The sequence below is a fragment of the Arthrobacter sp. Bi83 genome (genome assembly GCF_918698095.1).
In the GTDB taxonomy this organism is placed as follows: domain Bacteria; phylum Actinomycetota; class Actinomycetes; order Actinomycetales; family Micrococcaceae; genus Arthrobacter.
The window spans coordinates 1-16252 of record NZ_CAKKLY010000075.1; the positions used below are offsets into that span (position 1 = coordinate 1).

The 16252-nt window shown below is 65.2% G+C and carries 11 protein-coding genes; 5 read left to right on the forward strand and 6 right to left on the reverse strand.

The window, feature by feature from the left end; translation table 11 throughout:
- Positions 1 to 88: 88 nt before the first annotated feature.
- The 3 genes from LQ144_RS21555 to LQ144_RS21565 all read right to left on the reverse strand — a co-directional run bounded on the left by LQ144_RS21555 (position 89) and on the right by LQ144_RS21565 (position 3199).
- Positions 89 to 883, reverse strand: a complete 795-nt coding sequence (locus LQ144_RS21555) for an ATP-binding cassette domain-containing protein (RefSeq protein WP_230121293.1) — start codon at positions 881 to 883, stop codon at positions 89 to 91.
- Positions 880 to 1926 (reverse strand): ABC transporter permease, encoded by a 1047-nt coding sequence (locus LQ144_RS21560; RefSeq protein WP_230121294.1) that lies wholly within the window; start codon positions 1924 to 1926, stop codon positions 880 to 882. The genes LQ144_RS21555 and LQ144_RS21560 overlap by 4 nt, the downstream gene beginning before the upstream one ends.
- Positions 1927 to 2080: 154 nt before the next feature.
- Positions 2081 to 3199 carry a substrate-binding domain-containing protein gene (locus LQ144_RS21565; RefSeq protein WP_230121295.1) on the reverse strand — a complete coding sequence of 373 codons (1119 nt, stop codon included), beginning with the start codon at positions 3197 to 3199 and terminating at the stop codon, positions 2081 to 2083.
- 165 nt (positions 3200 to 3364) lie between these two features.
- Between LQ144_RS21565 and LQ144_RS21570 the strand changes: the two genes are divergently transcribed.
- Positions 3365 to 4363 carry a LacI family DNA-binding transcriptional regulator gene (locus LQ144_RS21570; RefSeq protein WP_230121303.1) on the forward strand — a complete coding sequence of 333 codons (999 nt, stop codon included), beginning with the start codon at positions 3365 to 3367 and terminating at the stop codon, positions 4361 to 4363.
- An 80-nt stretch (positions 4364 to 4443) separates the two neighbouring features.
- The gene (locus tag LQ144_RS21575; protein WP_230121296.1) at positions 4444 to 4737 is read left to right on the forward strand and encodes a putative quinol monooxygenase; all 294 of its coding nucleotides are present in this window, start codon (positions 4444 to 4446) and stop codon (positions 4735 to 4737) included.
- 267 nt (positions 4738 to 5004) lie between these two features.
- On the opposite strand, the gene LQ144_RS21580 is transcribed toward LQ144_RS21575, so the two are convergent.
- Positions 5005 to 7623 carry a GH32 C-terminal domain-containing protein gene (locus LQ144_RS21580; RefSeq protein WP_230121297.1) on the reverse strand — a complete coding sequence of 873 codons (2619 nt, stop codon included), beginning with the start codon at positions 7621 to 7623 and terminating at the stop codon, positions 5005 to 5007.
- A gap of 233 nt (positions 7624 to 7856) precedes the next feature.
- On the opposite strand from LQ144_RS21580, the gene LQ144_RS21585 reads away from it, so the two are divergent.
- Both LQ144_RS21585 and malQ read left to right on the forward strand, forming a co-directional pair.
- A complete protein-coding gene (locus LQ144_RS21585) occupies positions 7857 to 8195 on the forward strand; it encodes a hypothetical protein (RefSeq protein WP_230121298.1) in 339 nt (112 codons plus the stop codon).
- Positions 8196 to 8410: 215 nt separating this feature from the next.
- Positions 8411 to 10705, forward strand: coding sequence for a 4-alpha-glucanotransferase (gene malQ / locus LQ144_RS21590; RefSeq protein ID WP_230121299.1), 2295 nt, complete (start codon positions 8411 to 8413; stop codon positions 10703 to 10705).
- A gap of 43 nt (positions 10706 to 10748) precedes the next feature.
- Here the strand turns inward: malQ and LQ144_RS21595 are convergent, their stop codons facing one another.
- Positions 10749 to 13562: an alpha-amylase family glycosyl hydrolase gene (locus LQ144_RS21595; RefSeq protein WP_230121300.1), complete on the reverse strand. Its 2814-nt coding sequence runs from the start codon at positions 13560 to 13562 to the stop codon at positions 10749 to 10751.
- Between the two features lie 154 nt (positions 13563 to 13716).
- Complete coding sequence (locus LQ144_RS21600) at positions 13717 to 14754, reverse strand: beta-propeller fold lactonase family protein (protein WP_230121301.1); 1038 nt, start codon at positions 14752 to 14754, stop codon at positions 13717 to 13719.
- A 205-nt stretch (positions 14755 to 14959) separates the two neighbouring features.
- Between LQ144_RS21600 and LQ144_RS21605 the strand changes: the two genes are divergently transcribed.
- Complete coding sequence (locus LQ144_RS21605) at positions 14960 to 15850, forward strand: putative protein N(5)-glutamine methyltransferase (RefSeq protein WP_230121302.1); 891 nt, start codon at positions 14960 to 14962, stop codon at positions 15848 to 15850.
- Positions 15851 to 16252 lie beyond the last annotated feature (402 nt).

The following is a 16252-nucleotide window of genomic DNA, read 5'->3' on the forward strand; positions in this document are numbered from 1 at the left end:
GCATTGGGGGGCCTTTCATGGAGCCGTCCGCGGACCTGGTGCAGGCCCGCGGACGGAGTTGGGGGAGAGTCGGTGGTGCACTTCCGGACTAGGCGGTGGCCGCACCCGTCATGATTGCCACCGCATCGGTCATGCTGTGCGACTGCGGCGTGATGGTGGCCGCGCACTTGCCCAGGCGCTGGATGTGGATCCGGTCGGCCACGTCGAACACGTGGGGCATGTTGTGGCTGATCAGGATGACCGGCAGGCCCCTGTCCCGGAGGTCCCGGACCAGCTGCAGGACCTGGTTTGATTCCCGCACACCCAGGGCTGCTGTCGGCTCGTCGAGCACAACCACCTTGGAGCCAAACGCCGCGGCGCGGGCCACGGCGACAGCCTGGCGCTGGCCGCCGGAGAGGTTTTCCACCGGCACCGTCACGTCCTGGAGCGTGGAGATGCCGAGCCTGGTCAGCTCTTCCTTGGCTTTGCGGCGCATTCCCTTGGTATCGAGGACGCGGAAGATCTTACCCAGCGGTCCGGGAACCCGCTCTTCCCGCCCCAGGAACAGGTTGGAGGCGACGTCGAGTGCCGGTGACACGGCAAGGTTCTGGTAGACCGTTTCAATGCCGTGGACGCGGGCGTCCTGCGGGCGCTTGAAGTGGACCTGCTGGCCGGAAACGAACAACTCGCCCGAGTCAGGGACCTCGGCCCCGGTGAGGCACTTGATGAGCGTGGATTTTCCGGCGCCGTTGTCGCCAATGATCGCCAGGACTTCGCCCGGGTACAGGTCGAGGCTGACGCCGTCCAGGCCCACCACGCGGCCGAAGGTCTTGACGAGGTTCCTGGCCTGCAGGATCGGCTGGCGGACCTCGGTCTTGGCCGGCTGGAATTCTGTGGCGGTCATGATTTCACCTTTCGGATCCACTGGTCGATCGACACAGCGAGGATGATGAGGACGCCCACGGCGAGGGTCTGGTAGAGCACATCGAGGCCCGCCAGCGAGAGGCCGTTGCGGAACACCCCGACGATCAGCGCCCCGAGGAGGGAGCCCCAGATGGAGCCGCGCCCGCCGAAGAGGCTGGTTCCGCCGATGACGACGGCGGTGATGGAGTCGAGGTTCAGGTCCACGCCGGCGTTGGGGCTGGCTGCGTTCGTGCGGCCGATCTGGATCCACGCGCCGACGGCCAGCACGGCCCCGGCTGCGAGGTAAACGCTCATCAGGACCCGGTTCACCGGGATACCGGCCAGGCGGGCGGCTTCCTTGTCATCGCCCACCGCGTAGACGTGCCGGCCCCAGGCGGTCTTGCCGAGGATGAACGCGACCGCGATGTAGAGCAGGAGCATCATGACCACGCCGGTGGAGATCCGCACTGGGCCGACCGGGAACGTGCTGCCCATCCACGTCAGCAGGCCGGGCATGGCCGAGCCGCGGACTGTGGAGCCGCCGGAGTAGAGAAGCGTCACGGCGATGAAGATGTTCAGCGTTCCGAGCGTGACGATGAACGGAGGGAGCCGGAACCTGGTGACCAGGAAACCGTTCAGCGCCCCCGCCGCCAGACCCACGACGAGGCCGAGGAGCAGAGCGAGCGGAGCGGGCGTGCCGCTGCCGACGGCCAGCTGTGCCACCACCATGGAGGAGAGGATCATGACGGCGCCCACCGAGAGATCGATGCCGGCCGTGAGGATGATGAGGGTCTGGGCGATTGCGAGGGTTCCTACCACCGAGACCTGCTGGGTGATCAGGGACAGGTTCTCGACCCGCAGGAACCTCTCATTGAGGAGCCCGAAGACCACCACCGCAACAAGCAGGACAATGGCCGGGCTTAGTGCGGGATAGCGGTGGAGGATGTTGCGGATTCGGCTTAGCGGGGTCTGGCGGTCGAGGAATTCCTCGGCGGGGTCTGCATGCCCTGCGGTGGGCGGGCCTGCGGTCTGTTGCTGGGTCACTGTTGCTCCTGAACTTCAAGGTCCTGCTGGGGCTGGGGCTGGTTCGGCCGGGGCCGGTGCGGCGGCTGCTGCTTCTGCAGTCAATTCTCCTGCTGTGAACCGCGGGAAGATACTGAATTTTCAGCACCTTCCCGCGGTGTGAGGTTCACGCGGGCTACTTGCCCCAGCAGATCTTGGCGGCGTCGGACGTGGTGATGCTCTTGACGCCGTCGGCGGCCTTGTCCGTGACGAGTTCGACGCCGGTGTTATAGAAGTCCAGTCCTTCTGAGTTGGCTGGCTTCTTGCCGGTCTTGGCCAGCTCAACGATGGCCTTGACGCCCAGTTCCGCCATCTTCACCGGGTACTGCTGGGCAGTGGCGCCGATGACGCCGGCCTTGACGTTGTTGACGCCGGAGCAGCCGCCGTCAACGGAGACCACCAGCACGTCCTTTTCCTTGCCGGCGGACTTCAGCGCCTCGAAGGCACCGGCCGCAGCCGGCTCGTTGATGGTGTAGACCACGTTAACGTTCGGATTCTTGGCGAGGAGGGTTTCCATGGCGGTCCGGCCGCCGTCTTCGGCGCCCTGGGTTGCCTGGCTGCCCACGATCTCGTAGTCGCCGCCCTTGCCGCCGGTGTACTTGCCGGTCTTGGCCTCGTCACCGTTCTTCTTCTTGTCCGCGGTGTCGATGCCCAGGCCGGTGAGGAAGCCCTGGTCCCGGTTGTAGTCGACCGAGACAACCTTGTCATCGAACAGGTCCAGCAGCGCGATGGTGGCCTTCTTGCCGGCCAGCTGCGCGGCGGTCCACTTGCCGATCAGTTCACCTGCCGCGAAGTTGTCGGTGGCGAAAGTGATGTCGGCGGCGTCTGCCGGGTCCGGCGGAGTGTCCAGGGCGATGACGAACAGGCCGGCGTCCTTGGCTTTCTTCAGCGCATCCACGACGGAAGGGCCGTTGGGGGTGATGAGGATGCCTTTGTCGCCCTTGGAGATTGCATTTTCGATGGCCTGGATCTGCGTCTCCTCGTCGCCGTCGGCCTTGCCGGCCGCGAGCTTCAGGTCCACACCGTCGGCTTCGGCGGCCTTCTTTGCACCATCCTGCATGGAAACGAAGAACGGGTTCGAGGTGGTCTTAACAATCAGGGACACACCGACCTTCTCGGCCGAAGAGCTTCCGGACGACGAGGTGGATGGGGAACTCCCGCCACAAGCGGTGAGGCTGAGCGTGCCGAGGGTCAGGACTGCACCGATGGCAAGCAGGCGGTGGGCGACTGTCCGCGGGGCTTTGGAACTCAACATTGAATCTCCTGGTTTCGTGGCACTTCTGGTGCCTGACAACGATGTCATGCATCATGTAATCAAGATCACGGGGTACAGTCAAGAGAAATTTCGATGATGAAGGACCAGCCAATGACAACGGTGTCTAATCGTTACCAACCTGAAGCGACAAAGAACCGGCCCACGATGCGCCACGTCGCGGCACTGGCCGGCGTCGGCATCAAAACCGTCTCGCGGGTGATGAACGATGAACCGGGGGTGTCCGAGGCAACCCGCCAGCGCGTACTCGGCGCCTCCCAGCAGCTCAATTACCAGCTGGACATGGCAGCGGGAAGCCTTCGCCGGGCCGGTCGCCAGACCCTTTCCATCGGTCTCCTGCTGCCAAGCGTGTCCAACCCCTTCAGCGGCGAGATTCACCGCGCCCTGGAGGACTCCCTGACCGCCCGAGGCATTGCGGTCTTCGCCGCCAGCCTCGATGACGACCCGGAACGGGAGAAGGCCCTCGTTGCAGCTTTCCTGGGGCGGCGTGTCGACGGCCTGGTCCTGACGCCCATCGCGAAGAGCCAGTCTTACGTCATTCCAGAGCACTCACGCGACCTGCCCATGGTCTTCATCGACCGTGAACCGGTGGGCATTGAGGCGGACGCCGTGGTGACGGACAACGCTGTCGGAGCCGCCACGGCCGCCGGCCACCTGATTGCACACGGCCACAGGAAGCTTGCCTACCTGGGTGACCGCACAGACATCCAGACGGCCCGCGAACGCCGGCGCGGTTTCATTGAGGAACTCGGCCGGGCCGGCATCGCGACGTCCTCCGTTCCGGTGCTCGAAGGCCTCCACAACGAGGAGTCAGCCCGCCAGGCGGCCCTTGAGCTGCTCAGGTCCGACGATCCGCCCACCGCCATCTTCTCCAGCCAGAACCTCATCACGTTCGGTGTCATGCGTGCCCTCAAGGAGCTCGGTGCCAGCAGGAAAGTGGCACTCGTAGGGTTCGACGACTTCACCCTTTCGGACATGATGGATCCCGGCATCACCGTCATTGCCCAACATCCCGAGAGAATCGGGAAGCTCGCCGCAGAGCGGCTCCTGGCCAGGATCGACGGCGATGAACGGGCCCCGCAGACGTACGTTGTTCCGTCGGAGCTCATTGAGCGTGGATCAGGGGAACTCCGCCCACCGCACTGAACCGGGCCGCTCTTTGCCGGTCCGCCCTTGATCCGTCACGATTTCAACCACCCGTACCGAACCTTGAAGAGGAGAAAACCATGACCAAAACGCTGTACGCAGAATTTACCGTCAAGCCCGGAAGCGAAGACCGGGTAGCGGAAATGATGCGCGAACTGACAGACCACGTCCGCCGAGAACCGGGCAACCAACTGTTCCTGCCGTACACCCGGGAAACCAACCCCCGGGAGTACTTCGTCTTCGAGGTGTACGACGACGATGCCGCCTTCCAGGAGCACATCAGCGCCGATTATGGCGCCCGGTTCAACGGGGAACTCGCGGACCACATCGAGGAGGACGGCTCGGTCCTGACCTGGCTGCAGCCGGTCGCGTGAAGACGGGGGTCCCGCCCGAAAGCCGAAGACCCTGAGTCACGGCCCGAACCTGAACCCCAGGGTCACGCGCAAAGGCTGAAGCCTGGAACCACAGCCCGAAGGATGTGCACGGAGGAGTGAGCAAAAACGGCCGGTGCCCGCATCTGATGCGGGCACCGGCCGTTTTGCTTGGAGCGGATCAGGAATCCCAGCCCTTTCTCGAGTGCGGCCGGCGGTGGTTCCTCTGCAGCAGCTTCCCGCCCGGCCGCGGCCGTTGCCGCGGTTCGGCTACCGGCGGTTCTTCTTGACCGTCGGCGCCGGGACAAACATCGACTTGCTCAGCGGCGTGACGGACACGGACTTCAACTGCGCGGTGCCCCCCTCGGCAAACAGCGACACTTGGCTGGCTCCCTGTTCGGGGAAGACCTGGTCGGTGACGGTCCGCAGGCCGTTCTGCGCAAATACCTCCACTGATGACCGGTCAACGTAGATGCGCAGGGTCACGTTGCCGCTGGCATCCAGGCTGACGGGCGCCGAGTCAACCGACGCGAAGAGCGGGTGGAAGGCGGTATTTCCGGAGTTTCGCCGGTCCACGTACACCTCGCCCGCCGCCCTGTCATAGCCGATGACCGTGGAGGAATTGCCGTTGCCCAGCACGGTGATCCCCGCCTTCGCGGCCGTGCCGGGCGCGAGAGTGACGTCGATCCTTTGGACCTGGCCCCAGGCTGCTGGCGGCAGGGCCTGGGTGCCTGGGGTTATGCTCCGTGCCTTCTTTTCGGCGTAGCTCACCCTTGTGCCGAGGGCGTCCACCTGCTGGACGGCCTTCTGGGTCAGGCGGGGTCCGGCGGCGGTCTGCGTGAGGGCAACCTCGCGGGGTAGGGACATGGCGCTCCGCCACGGCGACGTGGGAATGCTGTTGGCGTAGTCCCAGTTGTTCATCCAGCCGAGCATGATGCGCTTGTCCTGCGGCATGTTGCCGAAGGAGACGGACGCGTAGTAGTCCCTGCCGTAGTCCAGCCAGTCATAGGTCTGCAGCCGGGGCGTGGCGGGCCGGGGTGACGCCACGAACTCATCGGCAAGAATGTGGCCCCAGCCGAACCGGTTGTTATCCACCACCCGGATGCTCGCCTGCCGCCCCTTGAACTCAGAGACGTTCCAGGACTCCCAGTCAAGGACTTCGCTGTTGGCGCCCGTGGCGCTGCGGACAACCTTCCCGTCGACCACGAGGTTGACAGTGGTTTCGTCGGAGCGGGGAACGGCAGCCTGGTCGGTGAGCATGACGTGGTCCAGCGTCAGGTGCCCCCAGCCGCCTGTGGCCTGGTCAACGACCCTGAGCTGCGCGGTCTGCCCGGCAAACGCCGAGACGTCCCAGCCTTTCCAGTTGAGGGCGCCGGCGTCGTCACCGGAGAGAGTCCGCACCACGGTGCCGTTCACCAGCAGTTGCACCTCGAGCACTTGTCCTGACCCTGCGTCTCGGTGCCCGCCTCCCACGAGCATGCTCATGAAGTTCCGGGACACAGTGAACGACGGCGATGTCATGGTTCCCTGCCTGTCGTCACCGGGTGCGCCTCCGGTGTCGAACGTGTTGATGCGCTTGGCGCCGATGTAGAAGTCCCCGCCTGCTGTTGAGGGTTGGAACGCGGGGGCCAGATCCGCCGTACCGGTCCAGCCGGCGTCGGCCAGGGTGGTTCCGTCAGGGACCTCGAAGCCGCTGAACAGCAAGTCGCCGGGAGGTGGCGTGTTGTCCAATTTGTCCGAGATACGCGGATGCTGCCCGCCGCCCACAAGGAAGTTGAGGTAATCGCTGTTCACGGTGAACGCCGGTGAGCTCATCGAGCCCAAGGGCCAGTCGCCGTCGTTAAAGGAATTGATGAGGCCGGCGCCGGCAAAGCCGGTGACGGCGTTCTGCCCAGCTAGTGCCCCGCCGGCCGGGGCGTCCGCAAACGGCCCGTTCTTCCAGTTCCCCGGCTCGTTGTTTGCTGTCCAGCCGTTGTAAGTGCCGTCGTTGAAGCCGGCCAGGGACGTCCCGGCCGGCAGCGAGTCGCTGGCCTTGGTTGACTCCGACTTAAAAGTGGTCCCGTCGAAGTTGCCCACGAAGTACTGGCCGGCTGAGCCTCCGGCCACGCCGCCCGGGTTGATGTTGACCACCATGACCCACTTAACCTTTGCGGGATCACCGTCGACCGCCAAGGGAAACAGGTCGGGGCATTCCCAGAGCCCTCCCGTGGCGTTCGCCGGCCCGAACTCGCTGAGGAGCGCCCAGTCCTTGAGGTTGCCGGACTTGTACAGGAGCACCTTGTGCTCGGTGGCCTCGACGGCGGCCATCACCCAGTAGCCGCCGCCGGTTGGGGACTTGTACCAGAAGACCTTGGGGTCGCGGAAGTTCGCGGAGTTGCGGTTGAGTACCGGGTTGGCGCTGTACTTGGTCCAGGTCTGACCTTGGTCCAGGCTGTAGGCGAGCGACTGCGCCTGGAGTCCTCTATACGGCGAGGCATCCTTGTAGGCGCTGGTGAAGACGGCCACCATGGGTGGGTTTGCAGCGGTACCGAAGCCGGATGTGTTGTCCCTGTCCACCACCACGCTTCCGGAGAAAATGTCCTGCTGGTCATCGGTGGGGATGGCCAGCGGCTGCTCCTTCCAATGTGCCAGGTCTGTGGACGTGGCATGGCCCCAGGACATGTTCCCCCACGTGTTTCCCGATGGGTTGTGCTGGTAAAACAGGTGGTAAACGCCGTTGTAGTAGACCATCCCGTTGGGATCGTTCATCCAGTTCTGTTGAGGCGTGAAGTGGATCGCTGGCCTGTACTGCTCGTCTCCAACTGCCTCCGCAGCCGACGCCGGACCCGCCCCGGCCAGTGCCGCGGCCAGGGTGAGTCCCACCAGAGTCAGGGCAGAACATGTCTGCATTATTCGAGATTTTTTGCTGTGCATTTCGCTGGGGTCGCCCTTCATTGCGCGTGCCTTTATCCAAGACAACGTTGTCAGTGTGTGGAACGCTAAATTAAGTCCACGAGACAAGTCAACGGATTTACAAGGACTCCCATTGACACATCGGCGCCCGTTCAAATCTGACACCGTTGTCCACGCGGACTGTTCGGCCGCGGCGCACACCGAGGCGGCCGGTTGTTAGTGTGGGAAGCATGAAACGACGTCTCCTCGCTCTCGCCATGGTTCCCACGCTGCTGCTTCTGGCGGGGTGCGGCCAAGCTCAGGAGGCCGTGCAGAATGCGGCCAGCTCGGCCGCGTCCGGAGTTGCCAACGCCGCGGCAGACCAAGTCAAAAGCCAGATCTGCGCGTTGCTGAAGGACGGCCTCGTCAGCGCCTCGGACAAGGCCGCGCTCACCGGACTCGTGGCCGGTGCCGATACCGCGGGGGTTCCGTCCGAGATCACCGCCCCGTTGAAAGAGATCGCCCAAGCCGGGGACGAAGTGCCCAGCGAATCGGTGAAACAGCTGCAGAAGGCGTGCGCTGCCGGCTGATTCCGCGGTAGCCCCGACCTGTGCTGACGGGCCCGCAGTCGCTTGAGAGCGGCCTGGGGGTGCCGGGCGCCCCGCCCGGCCGTCCGTGGGTGTGGCCCCTGTCCCTCCCCGCCCTGCAATAATCGGAACCAAGCGTTGCCTGGCAGCCGAATAGCGCCGGTCGCAACGGGAGCACTGCAAGTTTTGGCCGATCTAAGCAGACGAGGCGGACATCAATGAAGGCTTCCAGCCAGCAGCAAGCGCCAGGTTCCGGAGTAGCAGCAGATCCATCTGCTGCTACTCCGGCAGCGGGAGTCCATGCGCCCGGCAGTTCCGCTGACGCCGAAGCAGCCGGCTCCGCCCCTGCTGACGCCGAAGCAGCCGCCGCCCCAGCTGGCACCGGTTCCGTGAGCCCCGAGCTGTTGCACTGGCTCGCAGACGCCCACGGCGTGGGGACCACCTATCAGGGCTGGGACGGGCTTCCGCACGAAGTTGCACCCGCAACGTTGATCCGTGTCCTGGCGGCCCTTGGGGTCCAGGCCCACACCGACCAGCTCATCGAGCATGCCCTGGCCGAAGCGGAACTGGCGCCGTGGCGGCGGATGCTGCCTCCCGCCGTCGTGGTTCAGGAAGGGACACCCGTCCAGGTGCCGGTGCACGTCAGGAACGGTTCCGCCGTCCGTGTCAGCGTCATTACCGAGGACGGGCGTGAGCTCGATGCCCCGCAGCAGGACATCTGGATAGAGCCGCGCGATGTCGACGGCGTGACTACCGGCCGCGCAACCTTTGAGATGCCGGCGAACACCGGACAAGGCTGGCACACGCTTCGCGCGGAGTCGGAGGGCAAGGTTGCCGAGGCCACCCTTGTGGTGGTTCCGTCGAGGCTGACCACTGCCGCGCCGCTCGAGGAGCGCCGCGGCTGGGGCCTGGCCACGCAGCTGTATTCGGCGCGGTCCAAGCGGTCCTGGGGTGTGGGCGACTTCGCCGACCTGGCCGAGCTTGCGGCGCTTGCCGGTTCCCGCGGCGCCGACTACGTGCTCGTGAACCCGCTTCACGCGGCTGACCCCGTGCCTCCGGTGGAGCCTTCGCCTTACTCACCGTCCACCCGCCGCTTTTTCAACCCGCTCTACCTCCGTATCGAGTCGATTCCGGAGCTGGCGTACCTGAAGCCGAAGAAGCAGGCTGTGGTCCACGGCCTGATGAAGCAGGCGCGGAAACTGAACAACGACTCCTCGCGGCTGGACCGGGACACGGCGTATGGCGCCAAGCTGGCTGCGCTGGAGTTGCTCTACGGGGTCCGCCGTTCGCCCTCCCGGCAGCGTGCATTCGGGGAATTTTGCCGCGGGGCCGGGACCGGGCTGGATGACTTCGCCCTGTGGTGCGCCATCCGGGAAGATATCGACGCCGGCGATCCGTTCTGGACCGATCCTGCGGCAGCCCTGGGCTCTCCTCTCGTGGAGAAGTTGCGGATCGAACTTTCGGACCGGATCGATTTCCACCGCTGGCTTCAGTGGCTCTGCGATGAACAGCTCGAGTTCGCCCAGGCCGCAGCCAAGCGCGCCGGAATGCGCCTCGGAGTCGTGCATGACCTCGCCGTCGGGGTGGACCTCCAAAGCTCCGACGCCTGGACACTTAAGGGAGTCCTTGCCTCCGGCGTCAGCGTCGGGGCGCCCCCGGACATGTACAACCAGCTGGGGCAGGACTGGCACCAGCCGCCATGGCATCCCACCCGCCTGGCCGAGGCCGGCTACCGGCCCTTCCGCGAGATGCTGGCAACGATTCTGCGGCATTCGGGCGGGATCCGGGTTGACCACATTCTGGGGTTTTTCCGCCTCTGGTGGGTGCCCGCGGGCAACTCTCCGGAGAACGGGGCCTACGTCCGCTTCGACCATGACGCCATGATCGGCGTCCTCGCGCTTGAGGCGCAGCGTGCCGGCGCCGTGGTGATCGGGGAGGACCTGGGCACCTTTGAGCCGTGGGTCCGCGACTACCTTGCCGCCCGCGGCATCCTGGGGACCTCCATTTTGTGGTTTGAGAACGACGGCGATGCTCCGCTCGCACCCGAAAAGTACCGTCTGCAGGCACTCTCCAGCGTGAACACCCATGACCTTCCGCCGACGGCGGGCTACCTCGCCGGCGACCACGTGACGCTTCGCAGCGGGCTGGGGCTGCTGGAGCGGTCAGCGGAGGAGGAGCGCATCGACCACAACGCGACGCTCGAAAAGATGATGCTGCTGCTTCGGCAGCGCGGGCTGCTCCCGGCCGATGGCGCCGGTACGGAGGAGGAACGGATCGAGGCCCTGCACCGCTTGCTGGCGCAGACCCCGTCCGTACTGCTTGGCGTGGCACTCGTGGACGCCGTGGGGGAGCGCAGGGTGCAGAACCAGCCGGGGACAACGTCTGCCCAGTACCCCAACTGGCAGGTTCCGCTGGCCGATTCCGACGGTGACTCCGTGCTGATCGACAGCCTGGACGGGAACGACCGGTTCAACTCCCTCCTGGCGGCGGTAGAGGAATCGATCCGCGGGTAGTCTGCGGCCGGACGGTGGGCCTGCGCGCGAAAGCCGGGCCGCCTCAGCTGGCCGTGATCACGTGCGTGGTGTGGTTGTACCGGAAGGTGACCGGGCCGCCGTCGTGGTTCAAAACGATGTTCGAACCGTTAGGCGCCCCGTCCTGGCCATAGTTCTCGTCCCAGGAACCGTTGATGGCCGCCTTGAACTCATAGGTGCCCGCGGGCATGTCCGCGGTCAGCTTCCAGACGCGGTTAACCGGATCGAATGTCATAAACGCCGACGTGCACGCCGGCTGCCAGTCGTCCGGGCAGCCCATCTCGCTGTTCAGGCTGCCTGCAACAGTGACCGACTGGGGCTGCGGGGCGGCTCCTACCACCACGGTCCGCACGCCGCTGGCCACCTTGAAGCCAGGGCCGCTCATCGTCGCCCGGTAGCTCACTTTGGTACCGTCGGCGAGGTTCAGTGCAGCCACGTCATCAACCACGGTGTAATCGGGGGATGAACCATCATCCGATCCGATGGCCGTCCAGGGACCTCCGGCCACACTCCGTTCGAAGCCCACCACGTGGCTGGCTTTTTCCGGATCGGCGGTGGCAACAACTTCCGCAGTGCCTTGAACGGTGCTTCCTTCCTTGGGCTGCTGGATGGTCAGCACCGGCGCGGGCACGGTGGCGGTGCGCGGGCTGCTGACCGACGTGTGGCCCCCGTTGTCCAGGAGGACTGCCCGATACTTCAACGCCGTCCCGGGTTTGAGCCCCGCAACATCGTGGAAGACCCGGTAAGGCGCAGTGTCATCGGTGCCGATGGACTCCCAGTCCCCGCCAGCCGTTTTCGCCTGGAAGGTGACCTCGTAGAACGACGAGCCGTCGACGTCGGCCGTTACCTGCATCCGGCCATTGTCACCTTGCGACGTGGCACCGGCTGCCGCCGCAGCCGGTGCCTGCAGCGAGATAGCCGGGGCCGCCTTCGAGTGCGGAATGCGGCCGGAGGACTTGTAGACCACGGCGGACAGCGGCGGAACCGTGACGGTCAGCTTGCCTTCAGGCGAGGTTTTGGATTCGGCCGCGGCGTCTCCGTAGACCAGGCTGTAGGCGCGCTTCGCAATGTAGGTGGGGACTGACGCCGTCCGGGGCTGCTCGCTGTTGTTCAGCGCCACCACGTACTCGCGCTGGTCCTTGGCGTCGGTGCGCGAGAACGCGTAGATCCCGGGGCCGTCCGACGCGTAACGGTGCTGGTGGGCACCGTTCCGCAGTGCCGGGTGGTCCTTCGTCAGCTTGGCGAGTTCGCTGATCTTGCCGTACAGCGGGTGCCCGGTGTTGAAGTTGTCGGTGGCGTGGGTAGCATCGGTGCCGAGCAGATCGTCGTCGAGGTAATCGGGCACCTGGCTCGCGAACAGTGTCTGGCGTGCGTCCTGGTCTCCGCCGGGGCCGGTGAAGCCCTGCTCATCGCCGTAGTAGACCACCGGGTTTCCACGCGAGAAGTACATCAGCTCGTGGGCGAGCCCGTCGCGGGCAACACGTTCGGCGTCGTCCGCGTCCGGGTTGTCCGAGCTGATGAAGCTGCCGATCCTGCCCATGTCGTGGTTCCCCAGGAAGGTGGGCAGCTCATACACGTTCGAGTCGGCGTCTGTGTACCAGTCGTCCCCGGCGAAGAACGTCTCCAGCTGCCGGGCATTCTGGCCGCGGGACGCGAAATTGCGGGCAGCCTCCTGGAAAGGAAAGTCCAGCACCGCCTGCATCTTGTCGCGGGTGGTGAACTGGGAGGTGAAGCTCTTGGAAGTGTCAAACACTTCGCCGAACATGAAGAACTCGTCCTTCCCCTGCGCTTTCGCATAGCTGAGGACATCCGGGCCGAACTGTTGCCAGAACTCGTCGTTCACGTGCTTCATGGTGTCGATGCGGAAGCCGTCCACGCCGAAATCCTTGATCCATGTTTCGTAGACCTCCGTCATTCCCTTCACCACGGCGGGGTGCTCGGTGAACAGGTCGTCCAGGCCGAAGAAGTCGCCGTAAGAGGAGTTCTCACCGGCGAAGGTGGTGTCCCCGCGGTTGTGGTAGAGCGTGGGATCGTTGAGCCAGCTCGGCACCTTGAGGTTCTTCTCTGCCGGGTCCAGGACCGGCGTGTAGGGGAAGGACCTCTCAGCGTCAAGCTTGGGGAAGTCCGCCTTGCCGGCGTAATCGCGGTCATCGAACGCCACGCCCGCTGCCGTGCGGTAGGGCGCCTCGTCCTTGGAAACGTAGCCGGTGCGGGCGCCTTCCTTGTAGCCGATGACATCCGCCGTGTGGTTGGTGATGATGTCGAAGTACACCTTCATGCCGCGTGCATGGGCCTCATCGATGAGTTTCTTGAGTTCGGCGTTGGTGCCCAGATGCGGGTCGATCTGGGTGAAGTCCGTGACCCAGTAACCGTGGTAGCCGGCGGAGTTGTCCTCCGGCTGCACGGCCTTGTTCTTGAAGCTTGGTGTCAGCCAGATGGATGTGGTTCCCAGCCCCTGGATGTAGTCGATCTTGTCCAGCAGGCCGGTCAGGTCGCCGCCGTTGTAGAAGCCCTTGCGCTTGGGGTCGAAGCCGGACACCATCGGATCCGGACCGAGTCCGCCGTCGTCGTTGGCCGCGTCACCGTTGCTGAACCTGTCCGCCATGACGAAGTAGAAGTTCTCGTCCGTGACCGGGGCCCGCAGGGCATGAAGGCCCGACGGCGGCCGGTCACCTGATGGCGACCCGGGCCCCTTTGCGCCCGGTGCCGCTTGGGCGGGAAGCGCGGCGGCCGCCAGGAGAACCAGGGCGGATGCTGCGGCCGCGACGGCACGTGGGAGGCCAGACGGGCCCGCGTCTGCACGCGTGCGCAAGAGGAATTGGACAGGGTTGGTGAACATGGCTGAAAACCTTCCGCGAAGCGACTCTGCTTGTCCCGGTCCAGCCGGGTGACCTGCGTGACGACCTGCCCAGGCCTCAGAAGCCATCATTACAACGGTTTATGCACTCCCGTAATAGGAGTGACGAATCCTGTATTGGGTTTGTCGATTCGGTTTAGCTTGCCACAACCAAGGCCGTAGGGGAACCCGCCACCAAGCGGTGGCGCACGTCGCCGGGTAAACCGGATTCGGGGTCAAGCCGGAAAGTTGTCACGTCGTGGGAACGCTCATGGGCGACGTGAAGCCAGCCGTTGCGGACCAAGTGATGTCTGGGCCAATCGCCTCCGCTCGGATAGTCCGCGACAGGGCGAAGTTGCCCCGACGTTGCGTGGACCTCCAGCACACAGATCCGGTTGGAACCGCGAACTCCTACATACACATGGTGCCCGGCGGGGGAGAGGGCGATCTCCGCTGCCGAATCGCCTTCCTGGGCTCCGCCCGCCGTTGCCGGACCTTCGCCGACGAGCTCGAACCGTCCGGTGCCGGACGCGGCCCGCACGGCAAAAACCTCGATGGAGTACTCGGAGACTACGAATACGGTTCCGTCGGCATGCTGCACCGGATGGCGGGGGCCGCTGTCCTTGGGAAGTAGCACCTCGTGATCCAGTGACAGACCAGCCTCGGGGAGGTACTGCCACACCCGAAGCAGGTCGTGACCCAGGTCCGTGGTCATGACTCGGCCGTTGGCGAGCATCAGGCCGGCGTGGGCACGGCTTGGCCGGCCGCCGTCGTAGGGATCCGCAGAAGGTGCCGCTGAGAAGCGGGCGGTGATGGCGCCGTCGTCATCCAGTTCGTAGAGCAGCACCTGCCCGTCGCCCCAGCAGGCAACAACAAGAAACCTGCTGCGGGGATCGACGGCCACATGGCAGGGAGCCTCGCCGGCAGGCCACGGCTCGCCGAAGGCTTCCAGGCCGAACTCGCCGCGTCGGCGATACGCCTGCACCGACTGCACGCTCTCACCGACGGCGTAGACCACGGGCAGGGCGGGATGCGCGGCCAGGAACGACGGCGAATCCGCCTTCGCAGCGGTGCCGCGCCAGATGAGGGTTCCGTCAGGAGCCACCGAGATGGCTCCGATGCCGGCGCCGTTCCCACCGCTGTCAGCAGTGTACGAGCCGGTCCAGATGAGCGGGTGGTTTTCGCTGGGCGTCATGGCTCCATCTTGCCAACGACTGCCCGGTTCCGGGTCAGCTAACATGAAGATTCGCAAGCGTCGAAGTGTGCGCCGCTTTGGAGAGCCAGGGGAGGTGAGAACCATTAGCGCAATGCCAGTCGGGGTTCTCCCTGCCCGCCGCCGTCCGGACCGCCGGGGCTAGCCGATGCGCGGAGTGCCCATCTTTCAACCGAAGGACGCTCCCATGCCGTTTGCGCATCCATCTCTTTCCCGTTCTGCCGTCACCGCCCAGCTTCGCGCCGCAGGCTGTGTCTTCGCCGAGGACGAAGCCGAACTCCTTTTTGCTGCCCCGTTCACCCCAGCGGAGCTGGCCACAGCCGTCGAGCGGCGGGTTGTGGGCTTTCCACTCGAACACATTCTGGGCTGGGCGGAGTTCTGCGGTCTGCGGATTGCAGTGGAGCCCGGGGTCTTCGTTCCTCGCCGCCGCACGGAACTCCTGGTCCGCGAAGCCGCCGCGCTCCTGAGAGCGAAGTCCGCGGTTTCTGTGACCGCGGCAGGGGCAACGCCGGCAAGTTCGAAAGGCAGCCGTTCGGCGCCTTTTGCTGGCGATCGGGGCTCCGGCGAGGGCTCGGTCGTGGTGGACCTTTGCTGCGGCTCGGGAGCTGTAGGCAGGGCGCTGGCGGCACTCGTGACGGGCATCGAGCTGCACGCTTCCGACGTCGACCCTGTTGCGGTGCGCTGTGCGCAGCGAAATGTTGATCCCGTCGGCGGCAGCGTCTATGAAGGCGATCTGTACTCGGCTCTGCCCGCTCGAATTAGAGGGAACATAGACATCCTCGCCGTCAACGCACCCTACGTGCCCACGGAGTCCATCAGCAGCATGCCCCACGAAGCCCGCGCCCACGAGCCGACGGTGTCCCTCGACGGCGGGCCGGACGGAGTCGATATCCAGCGGAAGGTAGCGGCCGCAGCGCGTACATGGCTTAGGCCCGGAGGTCACCTGCTCATCGAAACGAGCCGACGCCAAGCGAAGCTGACTGCAACAGCTGTGGCCCAGGGTGGGTTGACGCCTCGCATTGCCAGGTCTGATGAGTTGGACGCCACCGTGGTTGTAGGACTGCGGCCCCTACTGTAAGCCACCACTATAGGCTGCCTGCTCGCGTAGTCGGCGCTGTGGGTGGCCCTGCTGCCGTGCTTCGGCACCTGCGGCACGGAGACCACAGAATAACCGTCACGCGGGCGGGCAGCGCCCGCAATCACGGCAAACCTTGCTTTCCGCTCTGCCCCCAGTCATACGTCCTGCCGCATAGTCCGTGAACTGCCAACCGATCGAGTGCCTCGAAATTAACACCGCACATGAGCCTCCTCCTAAGCACCGCATCTGGCTTGAGCGCACCTGGGCTCAGAGACTCAAGTAAATCGGAGCGTCTGAACAACCGTGGACCGGGGGAGTGTCTGAATAACGGTGGATCCGGGTTGGAGTGACAAGCCAGCCAGGTCCGATGGGGCAGCGTCTTATGTTCGGTGGTGGTGGTTG

Bases quoted from the DNA above. Each gene is read 5' to 3' on its own strand.
- LQ144_RS21555 (WP_230121293.1), bottom strand. From the start codon at position 883: ATGACCGCCACAGAATTCCAGCCGGCCAAGACCGAGGTCCGCCAGCCG.
- LQ144_RS21565 (WP_230121295.1), bottom strand. From the start codon at position 3,199: ATGTTGAGTTCCAAAGCCCCGCGGACAGTCGCCCACCGCCTGCTTGCC.
- LQ144_RS21570 (WP_230121303.1), top strand. From the start codon at position 3,365: ATGCGCCACGTCGCGGCACTGGCCGGCGTCGGCATCAAAACCGTCTCG.
- LQ144_RS21575 (WP_230121296.1), top strand. From the start codon at position 4,444: ATGACCAAAACGCTGTACGCAGAATTTACCGTCAAGCCCGGAAGCGAA.
- LQ144_RS21580 (WP_230121297.1), bottom strand. From the start codon at position 7,623: ATGCAGACATGTTCTGCCCTGACTCTGGTGGGACTCACCCTGGCCGCG.
- LQ144_RS21585 (WP_230121298.1), top strand. From the start codon at position 7,857: ATGAAACGACGTCTCCTCGCTCTCGCCATGGTTCCCACGCTGCTGCTT.
- malQ (WP_230121299.1), top strand. From the start codon at position 8,411: ATGAAGGCTTCCAGCCAGCAGCAAGCGCCAGGTTCCGGAGTAGCAGCA.
- LQ144_RS21595 (WP_230121300.1), bottom strand. From the start codon at position 13,562: ATGTTCACCAACCCTGTCCAATTCCTCTTGCGCACGCGTGCAGACGCG.
- LQ144_RS21600 (WP_230121301.1), bottom strand. From the start codon at position 14,754: ATGACGCCCAGCGAAAACCACCCGCTCATCTGGACCGGCTCGTACACT.
- LQ144_RS21605 (WP_230121302.1), top strand. From the start codon at position 14,960: ATGCCGTTTGCGCATCCATCTCTTTCCCGTTCTGCCGTCACCGCCCAG.